At 61.2% G+C, this 11,882-nt stretch carries 9 protein-coding genes and 1 tRNA gene; 6 read left to right on the forward strand and 4 right to left on the reverse strand.

The window, feature by feature from the left end:
- The first annotated feature begins 227 nt into the window (after nt 1-227).
- Nucleotides 228-1,499: an exodeoxyribonuclease VII large subunit gene (xseA, locus tag BBAG_RS06175; protein WP_003827067.1), complete on the forward strand. Its 1,272-nt coding sequence runs from the start codon at nt 228-230 to the stop codon at nt 1,497-1,499.
- A 75-nt stretch (nt 1,500-1,574) separates the two neighbouring features.
- Nucleotides 1,575-1,859, forward strand: coding sequence for an exodeoxyribonuclease VII small subunit (locus tag BBAG_RS06180; RefSeq protein WP_003827068.1), 285 nt, complete (start codon nt 1,575-1,577; stop codon nt 1,857-1,859).
- Nucleotides 1,860-2,344: 485 nt separating this feature from the next.
- Here BBAG_RS06180 and BBAG_RS06185 read toward each other — a convergent pair whose 3' ends face one another.
- On the reverse strand, nt 2,345-3,433 hold the full coding sequence (locus tag BBAG_RS06185; RefSeq protein WP_003827069.1) for an endonuclease/exonuclease/phosphatase family protein: 1,089 nt from the start codon (nt 3,431-3,433) through the stop codon (nt 2,345-2,347).
- A gap of 231 nt (nt 3,434-3,664) precedes the next feature.
- Here BBAG_RS06185 and BBAG_RS06190 point away from each other — a divergent pair.
- Nucleotides 3,665-3,737 (forward strand) — tRNA-Arg (locus BBAG_RS06190).
- 91 nt (nt 3,738-3,828) lie between these two features.
- On the opposite strand, the gene BBAG_RS06195 is transcribed toward BBAG_RS06190, so the two are convergent.
- A complete protein-coding gene (locus tag BBAG_RS06195; protein ID WP_033509089.1) occupies nt 3,829-4,872 on the reverse strand; it encodes a LacI family DNA-binding transcriptional regulator in 1,044 nt (347 codons plus the stop codon).
- A 256-nt stretch (nt 4,873-5,128) separates the two neighbouring features.
- Here BBAG_RS06195 and BBAG_RS06200 point away from each other — a divergent pair, with 256 nt between their 5' ends.
- Complete coding sequence (locus tag BBAG_RS06200) at nt 5,129-6,916, forward strand: glycoside hydrolase family 13 protein (protein WP_003827071.1); 1,788 nt, start codon at nt 5,129-5,131, stop codon at nt 6,914-6,916.
- Between the two features lie 156 nt (nt 6,917-7,072).
- On the forward strand, nt 7,073-8,437 hold the full coding sequence (locus BBAG_RS06205) for an ABC transporter substrate-binding protein (protein WP_033509069.1): 1,365 nt from the start codon (nt 7,073-7,075) through the stop codon (nt 8,435-8,437).
- Between the two features lie 234 nt (nt 8,438-8,671).
- Here the strand turns inward: BBAG_RS06205 and BBAG_RS06210 are convergent, their stop codons facing one another.
- Complete coding sequence (locus BBAG_RS06210) at nt 8,672-9,085, reverse strand: hypothetical protein (protein WP_033509071.1); 414 nt, start codon at nt 9,083-9,085, stop codon at nt 8,672-8,674.
- 222 nt (nt 9,086-9,307) lie between these two features.
- Nucleotides 9,308-10,480: a pyridoxal phosphate-dependent aminotransferase gene (locus tag BBAG_RS06215; RefSeq protein ID WP_193352293.1), complete on the reverse strand. Its 1,173-nt coding sequence runs from the start codon at nt 10,478-10,480 to the stop codon at nt 9,308-9,310.
- Between the two features lie 290 nt (nt 10,481-10,770).
- Between BBAG_RS06215 and BBAG_RS06220 the strand changes: the two genes are divergently transcribed.
- Nucleotides 10,771-11,823 carry a Gfo/Idh/MocA family protein gene (locus BBAG_RS06220; RefSeq protein ID WP_003827076.1) on the forward strand — a complete coding sequence of 351 codons (1,053 nt, stop codon included), beginning with the start codon at nt 10,771-10,773 and terminating at the stop codon, nt 11,821-11,823.
- Nucleotides 11,824-11,882: the final 59 nt, after the last annotated feature.

Consider the following 11,882-nt stretch of genomic DNA (forward strand, 5'->3'; position numbering starts at 1 on the left):
AGTTCCGGCACGCCGGATAAACACTAGGGCTAGTGTTTTTCGGCATAATACCGCCAAAAAGAAGATTGTGTGATTAACGTAACAATCCACCCGCGGCAGCCGCCCGATCGACCCCGACGCAAGGCGGCAGAACGCGACACGCGGTACACCCCGAAAAGGCAGTCGACGACCCCAATTGCAGCCAGCGAATCACAGGACGATTCGACCCCGCATCTATAGTGGTTCCCATGAACCAAGACCCGAACATGACCGGCGCACCGATACCCCGTCCGTTCGACCAACTGCCACGACTGGCACGCGAAACCACTGCGGAAAACCCCTGGCCGGTAAGCGTGCTGAGCCAGAAATTCCACACCGCCGTGGAGAAATGGCCGGCGGCATGGATCTGCGGCCAGATCACCGAAATCAACACCAGACGCGCAGGATCCGCCTACCTCACGGTACGAGACGATTTCGAAGACATCGCCATCTCCGTATCCGGCTGGCGCGCCTTCGCCGCAGCGGCCTCACAGTTCCGCCAAGGCGACCGCGTGGTCATCCACGGACGCGCCGACATCTGGGTCAAGCAGACCAGATTGAGCTTCATCGGCGACGATATCCGCAAAATCGGCGCAGGCGGGCTCAAAGAGCAGATCGACGAGCTGCGCAAGAAGCTCAAGGGCGAAGGCCTGTTCGACGCCGACCGCAAAAAACCACTGCCGGAATTCCCCCGGTGCATCGGCCTGATCTGCGCGCCGCAGGCGCGTGCGGAAGGCGATGTGATCACCAACGTGAACCTGCGATGGCCGGCGGTACGCTTCACCGTGCTCCACGCGCACGTACAGGGTGCGCAATGCCCGCCCGACATCATCGCCGCGATTCGCCAACTGGACGCCGACCCCGATGTGGACGTCATCATCGTGGCGCGCGGCGGAGGCGCCTTCGAAGACCTCGTAGGATTCTCCGACGAAGGCGTGGTGCGTGCCGCGGCAGCCTGCAATACGCCGCTCGTCTCGGCCATCGGGCACGAGGACGACTGGACGCTCATCGACCTTGCAGCCGACCTGCGCGCATCCACACCGACCGACGCCGCCAAAAAAGTGGTGCCCGACATCCGCGAGCAATGCCAGCTCATCGACAACGCCATCCGCCAGATGCACATGCGCATCTCCGGGCGCGTGGACGCCGAACTCAAACTCATCGAAGGCTACGCGAACCGTCCGAGCCTGACGCAGCCGCTCACCATGCTCGAGCCGCATCAGCGTCTGATCGACGATGCGCGCAGTCGCATGGATATCGGCATGCGCCGCATCATCGACGACGCCTCGCTCACCATTGAGAAGGCGCACGCCTCGCTCACCGCGCTCAGTCCGCAATCCACGCTGAATCGCGGATACGCCGTCGTACAGGATGCGGACGGGCATGTTCTGGACGATGCGCAACGCACCTCGCCCGGCAGCAGGCTCACGCTCACCCTGAAGAAGGGCATCGTCACCGCCACCGTGGACAGCGCCGAATAGCATCCACCCGCACCTCCGTAACAGACACAACACAAACACCCGGCACAGCCGACGCAACCATAAAGGAACGAAACCATGGCAGACCAGAACACCGCAGCATCCACACTCACCAACGACGAGCGCAAGGCCATCGCGCAGATGCCCTACGAAGAGGCGCGAGACAAGCTTATCGAAGCCGTGCAGGCGCTGGAGGCAGGAGGATTGAACCTCGACCAGTCCATGCGCCAATGGGAGGTCGGCGAGGCACTGGCCCAGCGCGCACAGACACTGCTCAATGAGGTACGCGCCAAGCTCGACGCGGCGCAGAACGCCCAGGCTGCCACAGCCGACACCGCGGGCACGCAGTCGAACCTGGACTGAACGGCGTATTTTCGCTTGTGCAACCTAATATGACTGAGCTTGTGTAATCAGCTCGCCCGACGCAGGCGATATGGCGGGACTTCCGCATGATGCGTTCGACACACTCAAGGCCGTTCGGCCAAGCCTACGGTCTCACGCATCATACGGAAGCCCCTGCTTCCCTGCACTCGCGGCATGTTCGACGTACTCAAGGCACCGCTGCACAGACTTCACGGCTCAGCAGCCAAGCCTACGGTCTCACATGTCATATGGAAGCCCCCTGCTTCTCTTCTTGTGCGGATTTGCGTAGCCAAATACGGGTGGCATATGGGATCCGACTACACCGAGGAGTCATCCAGCGTGGCGAAATACGGACGATGTGCACAAACAGCAACGCACAAGAGCCATTGGCGTAGCTCAATGCGCAGGCCGAACGGAAATCGTCACACAAGGGACAGGGTCAGCGTAGCCGTATGCGGACAGAGGCCGAAAAGAGCCACGACCGATCAGCGACCCACATCGATGGTGGCAAGCAGGGCGGCATGATCGGAACCGCTGACCCGTTTCGCCTGCACCTGACCGGCCGTCATATCGCTATCGACCACCACATGATCGGCAGCGGTCAGCGTCGGCACCGCAAACAGATTCGCCGGAGCGGTGAACGCGAACCCATGCCCCGACCCGTAGGCGGCGTCATGGAACCGCGTGCCCAAAAACTCACGCATCGACGCATGATCCATCGTCGCATTGAAATCACCCATGAACACGTATCGCGTGCCCTCGTCGGCACGTTTCAGTCCGAGTTCGTCCAGGGAGCGCTTCCATTGCCGCCAATCCCCCTGCCACGGTGAGGTGGTGTGCACGGACACGAACCGCACCTGCTTCTGCCCTCCGACAAACGCCACCGTGCCGCCGGGCATGAACGATGCGCTGGAATTCACCGCGTCATCGACGGGATCGGCCAATGGGGTCGCCGACCACAACCCGTTGCCGTATGCCCCGTCCATCGTGGAAACCTGTGAATACGGCAGGTACGTTTCGATATGAGCGTTCTTCAGTTTTTCGATGAACTCGCTCGTCGTCTCCTGCAACGCCAGCACCTCGACGCGCTCGTTACGCACCAGATCGACAATCGCCTGCGCATCCGCCTCGCCCTTATACACGTTCAATGTCATCACACGCGCATACTGATCGTCGGTATCCGCAATGGAATGCGCAACAGCGGATGTGGCGGCCACCGACACCGGACGCGACGGCGCAAAGAACGGGTACTGCCACCAGCAGTTCACCACAAGGCAGGCAAGGGCGAGCAGCGCCACCACCATACGACGTGAGAGAACCGCAAGCCCCAGCGCCACCGCGGCCACGCCTATGAACCACGGCACAAAGAACAGTACCAGCGGCACATACGGCAACGCCTGCAGATCGGCGGGAAGCAGACGCATCACGATTTCCGCCAGCACCGCAACCGTCAGCACGCCGCTTAGGGCACCAGCCAGCCTGTGTTTATGCCTCACCGTTTTGACCTTCGCATTCGCCGCTTTCGCATTCGCCGGCCGACCGTCGTTCTTCCGCTTACCTTGAGAGGAAACCATGCTTCCCTTTCCGCTCCGGCCAGCGATTCATCCCGCAACGGCCGCCTACTGCACCGTCACTTTACCCGCGCCGAATGCCGAGCACCACCCACGCTCGCCTTCCTGCCAGCAATGTGCACGAGATTACGCCCTGAGCACAACCGCCAAGCCGCGGTTGCGCTCATTCGGCAACAGAAAAGACACGACGCGGCATTGACTTCGCTCCGAAGCGTGTACAATGTAAACGCTGTTGCCCCAGTAGCTCAGTGGATAGAGCACTTCTCTCCTAAAGAAGGTGTCGTAGGTTCGATTCCTATCTGGGGCACTTTTTCATATCTGCCGTACCGCCGTATTCGCATTGATGCAACCATCGGCACGGCCACCCCCTGACACGGCATAATGCGCAAGGCGCACCGTCAGGCTTCGGACAACGGCACACGGCTCGTGGTATCCCGCAACACCAGCATCGGTTCCTGCGATTCGTGCGGTTCGGCCGGGCTTTCGCCTTTCAACAGCTGCAACGTCTTATATGCGGCGACGCGACCTAGCTCAAGCGGGTCCTGACGGATGGTCGTCAGATCCGCCACCTCGGCGATGTCCGCGTCGTCGAAGCCAATCACCGAAATGTCATCCGGCACGCGCAGATGCTGCCGTTTCAGCTCCTTGATCAGGGCAATCGCCATCTGGTCGGTCTCCGCGCACACCGCGGTCGGGCGGTTCGGCGACGACAGTATCTTGGCGACCAGCTCGGCGGCGAGCTGCGGCTTGCCATACGATGCCGAATGCTCACTGCACATCACGATCGAGGCATCGTCCTCACCGTACCCGTTCCGTTCGGCCGCTTCGAGGAAGCCCTCCACGCGCTGGCTTGCGGAATACACCATATTCCCGGGAATATAGTCGCCGGCAAAGGCGATGTGCTCATGTCCAAGCGATTTCAGCAGGCATACGCCCTTGGCCATGCCGCTGAAGTTGTCGATGCACACCGACGCGTCGCACGAGGACTCGGCGGGAATGTTCACGCCGATCACAGGCATGTCGATGGATCTGAGCTGCTCGCGCTGGGTCTCGTCCAGCTGGAACGACGCGATGATGATGGCGTCGGCATTGCGGTCCTTGGGAAGCTGGGCGAAATACCGGTTCATCTCATCCCTGCCGCGGATGAACGACGGGCAGATGTCATAGCCCTCCGGCGACAGCACCTCGTACGCGCCCTGCAGCACATTGGCGTTGAACCATTCGTTGAGCCCGCCCGAGCAGAGCAGGATGATGCGCATGGTCTTGCCGGAGGCCAATGCGGAAGCGCTTTTCAACAGCGTGAAGCTCAGCCGGTCTGCGGCCTCCTCGACCTTCCTGCGTGTGGCTGGCGCGACCTTGTCCACGCCGCGCAAAGCGCGGGACACCGTCGCCTGCGATACTCCTGCCAGTTTGGCCACATCCGCGATCGTGGCTCGTGCCATACCGTCACCTCCTACCATTGTTCATCGCTTCCATGATAATGAAACCCTTGATTTCATTGGGAAACACGCCATATACGTACTGTATTGCATACAAAAAATGTAAGCGCTATCATTCATAGTACCAACAAAATACAGCACGACAACGGAACTTCCCACAGCAACCCCCGTATTTTCAGGCAGACGTGGTGTAAGCGTTGTCACAACGTCATCGTCACGCGCATCGCAGCATGCACCGTCAACGAGGAAGGAGCCGACAATGACCAGCATCGATACGAATACCGCCGCAACAGACCCGTCACTCTGGTGGAAGCAGGCCGTGGTCTACCAGGTCTACCCACGTTCTTTCAAGGACACCACAGGTTCCGGCCTGGGCGACATCGCCGGCGTGACCGCAAAGATTCCCTATCTCAAGGAACTGGGCGTGGATGCCATCTGGCTGAGCCCCTTCTACCCCTCCCAGCTTGCCGACGGCGGCTATGACGTGGACGACTACCGCAACGTGGACCCCAAGCTCGGCACCATGGCCGACTTCGATGAGCTCGCCCAAACCGCGCACGCGGCCGGCATCAGAATCGTCGTCGACATCGTGCCCAACCATTCCTCCAACCAGCACGAATGGTTCAAGGCGGCAGTGGCAGGCGGCCCGGGCTCCCCCGAACGCGACCGCTACATCTTCCGCGACGGCAAAGGCCCCAACGGCGACCAGCCGCCGACCGACTGGATCGCCAGCTTCGGCGGCCCCGCCTGGACCCGTGTGCCCGACGGCCAGTGGTACCTGCACATGTTCACCAAGGAACAGCCGGACTGGAACTGGAAGAACCCCGAGGTGCGCGCCGACTTCATCAGGACATTGCGCTTCTGGCTCGACCATGGCGCCGACGGCTTCCGCGTGGACGTGGCGCACGGCCTGGCCAAGGACCTCGAGCGCGACGACCTCGACGATTTCACGATCATCGGCGATGACATGTCCGCCACTGACGGCACCCACCCGCTGTACGACCGCAACGAGGTGCACGACATCTACCGCGAATGGCGCAAGGTGTTCAACGAGTACAACCCGCCCGCATTCGCCGTGGCCGAAGCGTGGGTGCACCCGTCCCGCCAGTACCTGTACGCCTCGACGGACGAGCTGGGCCAGGTGTTCAACTTCGAGTTCGCCAAGATGGATTGGATCCGGGACAGCTTCCACACCGCCATTGAGGAGGGCCTGGCCGCGGCCGAACGCTCCGGCTCCACCTCGACCTGGGTGATGAGCAACCATGACGTTCCCCGTCATGCATCCCGTTACGGCCTGCCGCAGGTGCCCTCGTCGTCGCACCATCAGCTTGCCAAGGACTGGCTGCTACGTGACGGCACGAGTTACACCGAGGATCGGGAGAAGGGTTCTCGTCGCGCTCGCGCCGCCATCCTGATGGAGCTTGCGCTGCCCGGATCCGCATACGTGTATCAGGGCGAGGAACTCGGACTCCCCGAAGTGGCCGACATTCCGTGGGATCAACTCGAGGACCCGACCGCGTTCCACCGTGTGCGCAACCAGTCGGAGAAGGGTCGTGACGGCTGCCGCGTGCCGCTGCCCTGGGTGGCTGCGGACACCAGCGCAGACGGCGGGACCTTCGGATTCTCCCCAGCGGCCAAGGTCGCGGGAGCCGGCGTGACGGCCAGCGAAGCCGGCCAGCCAGCCGAAAAACCACACCTGCCGCAACCCGCATGGTTCGCCGACTACGCCGCCGACAAGGAGGACTCCGATCCGGCATCCATGCTCAACCTGTATCGCAAGGCCCTGCAGCTGCGTCACACGATGATGCCCACCGACACGTCGCTGACCTGGCTTGACGAGGATCGTTCATCCGACCTGCCGGACGGCGCGGATGGCCAGCGTGGCGGCGTGATCGCCTACCGTCGTTCCAACGGCTGGGCTTCCATCACCAACTTCAGCATGTCGCCGGCGGACCTGCCAGAAGGCACGATTCTGCTGGCATCAGGCCCGCTCACCGACGACGGACTCCTGCCGCAAGACACCACCGTCTGGATGTCGCTGAACTGATCGTCACTCCCCGCCCTGCGCTCCCTCCGGCGCAGGGCGACACACACCCCACACACGGAGGGAACCCGAGGTTCGGGCATTGCAATGACGCACGCCCGGCCTCTCCCCCACACAGACAACGACTGTCTTCAGCCAACAAGGAAAAAGGAGAACATCATGAACCGCAATGCCACCAGGATCGTCGCAGTGGCGGCGTCCCTCGCCATGGGATTCTCGCTCGCCGGATGCGGCGGCACCAGCGCCGACTCCGACAAAGGCCACGTGTACCTTATGAACAACAAGGCCGAAGTGGTGGACCAGTACAAGGAGCTCGCCTCCATGTACACCAAGAAAACCGGCGTGAAGGTCGACGTGCAGACCGGCGCCGCCGGCACCTACGATGCGACCATGACCTCCGAACTGGCCAAATCCAACGCGCCGACCATGTTCAACGTGTCCGGCTTCGACCAGTTCGCCAAGTATCAGAAGCATATCGAACCGTTGCAGGACACCGAAGTGTTCAAGATGCTCAACGACGAAGGCAAGGCCTACTCCTACACCATCGACGGCAAGTCCTACACGCTGCCGTACGCCGCCGAATGGTACGGCATCATCTACAACAAGAAGATCATCAAGGATTACTGCGCCAAGGATTATGCGGTGATCAAGAGCGCCGACGACATCAAGGACTACAAGACACTCAAGGCCGTCGCCCAATCCATCCAGCAGCACAAGGACGATCTCGGCCTTGAAGGCGCCTTCGCCACGCCCGGCCTCGACTCGTCCGATACCTACCGGTTCACCGCGCATATGGGGCGTATTCCGCTGTACTACGAATACAAGGACATGAACACCACGTTCTCCAAGACCATCAAAGGCACGCATCTCGCCCAATACAAGGATCTGTTCGACCTTGAACTGAAGAACAGCCCGACCGAATCCGGCCTGATCAGCTCCAAGACCTACGACGATGTCACCTCCGAGTTCGCCCTGGGCAAGGTGGCCTTCTACCCGAACGGCGTATGGGCATACTCCCAGATCAAGAACAACGAGGTGGCCGACGACGACCTGGGCATGCTGCCCTACTACATGGGCATCAAGGGCGAGGAGAACAGTGGACCCGCAGGCGTGTACGACGCCAGCTGGGCGGTGAACAAAAACGCCTCCGAAAAGGACAAGAAGGCCACGCTCGACTTCATCAAGTGGATGGTGACCGACGATTCCGCCAAGAAGATCCTCTCCCAGGACATGGGCTTCTCCGTGCCGTTCACCACCTTCACCGACAAGTTCCAACCGAACAACCCGCTGACCGCAGCCGCCCGCGCCTACACCGACGCCGGCAAGACCGAGGTCCGCAGCTTCACGATTCCGGACCAGCAGTGGCAGGACGACATTGCCGCCGCACTGGTCGAATACGCGCAAGGCACCGGCACATGGGACAAGGTCAAGTCCGCGTTCGTGGACGGCTGGAGCACCGAATGGGCCAACAACGAGGAATCGCTGGGATCCGTGCCCGAAGCGCAGAAGTTCGACACGAAGTGAGCAGCTCCACCGGACTCGGCAAAGCCGAGTAGATAGCAGCACAGGCGTGCGATGGGCCGACCGTAACAACGGCCCATCGCACGCCTGTTCGCATGATCGCCTCTGGCTGCCGTCGACCGCTATCGGCGGGCGTCCGCATTCAGCTTATCCATGGCAGGCAACCGCACGCGTGCGAACGGACAGCACAGACGACTACGCAAACGGCTGCACGGCCAAATCACACGGCGAATCGATTCAGGCGTCGATCCTCTCCAACGCCTTATACGGAACAGCGCTCCTATCAACGCATTTCCAAATCAAACCACGACGGCACTGCACCACGGAAACATAACCACCCTGCCGCAAAGCCTTACCGACTTTGGCATGCAACGGCAGCCTGCACACCTTCCGCCGCCCCTCACCATCGTAGACAACCAGATCACGCACATGCGCAACACGCCCCGCCGCAGACTTCACGACAGGCTCCACCCATTTGCCGCCACGCCGTTGCACAACCACACGGTTCCGCCCCTCGCCAGCCCAAGACTCGCCCACCAAAGCATAATAGGTCTCGCCACCATACTGGTACTTCGTCCACTGATACCCGGCGAACACCACGCCCGCCATAATCGCCAACGCAATCGCCAACGCGGAAAACGCCTTCTTCATCATTCCTCGGTTCGCTCACAGGAACGCCATCAGACGCCCCACCATCACCGTCGTTACCGACGTATTGATGTGAACAGTACCGAGAATCACCAGCGACCATCATCAGTCAACGGAACGATTCGCCCCACAAGGCTCATCCCCAAGAACGAGACAGGGTGCGACGCACGGAACAAACCACGCGCCACACCCTCATAACCGAATCACAACCGGCTCGCAACCGGCTCACAGCGTAGGCAGCCAGCGCCCCAAACGATCAAGCCCCTCCCTCAACGCCTCCTGGGAAGCGGCATAACTCAACCGCACATGCGTGTCAGCCGTCGCGGCACCGAAATCACGCCCCGGCGTCAACGCCACATGCGCCTCGGCCAACGCGCGCTCGCAGAACGTCCACGCATCCAAACCAGTGGACGTGATGTTGAAATACGCATAGAACGCACCATTCGGCTCCACCTCCACCGGCAGTCCGATGCGCTTGAGCCCGTCGACCACAATGCGCCGACGGGTCAGCAGCTCCTGGCGGCGGCGCTCGCATTCATCCAGACTGTCCTGGGTGAAGCAGGCGAGCGCAGCGTGCTGCGTGGGGGTGTGTGCGCACAGGTAGTAGTTGGTGGCCAGGTCGTCCACGGCTTCGAGCACGTCATCGTCATCGGGCATGACGGCCCAGCCGAGACGCCATCCGGTCATGCCGAAGAACTTGGAGAAGCTGTTGCACACGATCGCCTCGTCGTCGCATTCGAGCACGGATTTGACTTCGCTGCCATCCGGTTCGCGATCGGCCAGATCAAGGTAGGTTTCGTCCACGATGCGCCACATGCCATGCTCGCGCGCATACTCGCACACGCCCTTGAGCACATCGAAGTCGATGGTGGTGCCGGTGGGATTGGACGGCGAGGTGATCATAACCGCCTTGGTGCGGTCGGTATGGTATTGGGCGACGAGTTCCGGGGTGAGGTGGAAGCGGGTGGCGGCGCTGGTGGGCACGTCCACCACGGTTCCCTCGAAGCTTTTCACCAGCTCGCGATTGCAGGGGTATGAGGGGTCGGCGATAAGCACCTCATCGCCGGAATCGACGGTGAGGGCGGTGGCGAGCAACAGTGCCGCCGAGCCGCCTGAGGTGATGACGATGCGCTTGGGGTCGATGGTCAGACCGTGACGTTCACGGTAGAAATCCGCGATGGCCTGGCGTAGTTCCGGTAATCCCATGGCCGCGGTGTATGGCAGGGCGCGACCGTCATATTGTTCGCGCATGGCGTCTCGAACGGCTGGTGGCGCGCCGAAATCAGGTTCGCCCAGGCTGAGTTTGACGACATCGATGCCGTTGGCGATCATTCGATCGGCTTGTTCGCCGAACACCATGGCGCGGAAGGGTTGCACCTCACGGGCACGACGGGACATAACAGGCTGCATTGCTTCACTCATAGTCCCGTTGTATCCACACCATGCGACACCTTGTATTCACACCATGCGACACCGAGCCCCGCTTGTCCATGCCGCTTGCCGCTCCGGGCCGCCGGTATCCGCAGACTATCCGCATGACTATCCGCATGACGAAGCGAACGCAACCGCAATACGTGTGAATACGTGATGATGGCACGGCGGATCGCAGCACACACAGGTAGCCATGCATCGGCGAATCCTCATACAATAAGCAGAGCATCGGCATCCATTCGTATAGGAGGAACACCATGAGTATGCTCAACGGCAGACGTGACGAGGCGGAACGCACCGGCAGAAAAGTGAATGTCGCCATTCTGGGCGCAGGTTCGATTGCCAACACCATGGCCACAACGCTGGTGAAGATGGCGGAAGACAGCCGGTATTCCAGCTGGATCCACCCGTATGCCGTGGCGGCGCGCGACAAGGGGCGAGCCGAGGCATTCGCCGCGAAATACGGATTCGATACGGCGTATGGATCCTATGCGGATATGGCCGCGGACGACAATGTCGACCTGGTGTATATCGCCACGCCGCACAATTTCCATGCCGAACAGGCGATCATGTGTCTTAAGGCCGGCAGGAACGTGCTGGTGGAGAAGGCGTTCACTGCCAATGCTGCGCAGGCTCGGGCACTGCTCAATGTGGCGGAGGAGACCGGACTGCTTGCCACGGAGGCGATTTGGACACGCTACCAGCCGAGTCGTGATCTTATCAACGAACTGGTGCATAGCGGCGAATTGGGCACCATACGATCGGTACGCGCGGAACTCAGCTATGAGCTGCATGGGCGTGACCGTATCACGAATCCGGATCTCGCCGGAGGCGCACTGCTCGATGTGGGCGTGTACACATTGAATTTCATCGACATGGCGGTGGGTGCCGACCATGGACGTTCCATTGCCGACATCGTTACCACGATGGTGCCGTACAGCACCGGCGTGGATGCCACGAATACCACGGTATTGACCTATGACGATGGCCTGTTGGCAACCGCGACCAGTTCCAGAGCCGTGGCGTCGGACCGTTCCGGCGTGATCTGCGGCGATAACGGGTATGCGGTGGTGACGAATATCAACAATCCGGAACGCATCGACGTGTACAACACGGATCATTCCCTTCGCCATAGCATCGCGGTGCCCGAACAGCTCACCGGGTACGAGTATGAGGTTGCGGCTGCGGCCAACGCGATTCTTGACGGCCGGACGGAATGCCCGGAAATGCCTCACGCCGATACGCTGCGCATTATGGAGCTTATGGATGAGATCCGCGGGCGTTGGGGGTTGAAGTACCCGTTCGAATAGAACGCCAATGGCTGTGGGCGGCAATCGCAACGGCGATCGCCGCCCACAGCCATGCTGTC

The sequence above is a fragment of the Bifidobacterium angulatum DSM 20098 = JCM 7096 genome, assembly GCF_001025155.1.
GTDB classification, from domain to species: Bacteria; Actinomycetota; Actinomycetes; order Actinomycetales; family Bifidobacteriaceae; genus Bifidobacterium; species Bifidobacterium angulatum.

Bases quoted from the DNA above. Each gene is read 5' to 3' on its own strand.
- BBAG_RS06180 (WP_003827068.1), top strand. From the start codon at position 1,575: ATGGCAGACCAGAACACCGCAGCATCCACACTCACCAACGACGAGCGC.
- BBAG_RS06220 (WP_003827076.1), top strand. From the start codon at position 10,771: ATGAGTATGCTCAACGGCAGACGTGACGAGGCGGAACGCACCGGCAGA.
- BBAG_RS06215 (WP_193352293.1), bottom strand. From the start codon at position 10,480: ATGTCCCGTCGTGCCCGTGAGGTGCAACCCTTCCGCGCCATGGTGTTC.
- BBAG_RS06195 (WP_033509089.1), bottom strand. From the start codon at position 4,872: ATGGCACGAGCCACGATCGCGGATGTGGCCAAACTGGCAGGAGTATCG.
- BBAG_RS06210 (WP_033509071.1), bottom strand. From the start codon at position 9,085: ATGAAGAAGGCGTTTTCCGCGTTGGCGATTGCGTTGGCGATTATGGCG.
- BBAG_RS06200 (WP_003827071.1), top strand. From the start codon at position 5,129: ATGACCAGCATCGATACGAATACCGCCGCAACAGACCCGTCACTCTGG.
- BBAG_RS06185 (WP_003827069.1), bottom strand. From the start codon at position 3,433: ATGGTTTCCTCTCAAGGTAAGCGGAAGAACGACGGTCGGCCGGCGAAT.
- xseA (WP_003827067.1), top strand. From the start codon at position 228: ATGAACCAAGACCCGAACATGACCGGCGCACCGATACCCCGTCCGTTC.
- BBAG_RS06205 (WP_033509069.1), top strand. From the start codon at position 7,073: ATGAACCGCAATGCCACCAGGATCGTCGCAGTGGCGGCGTCCCTCGCC.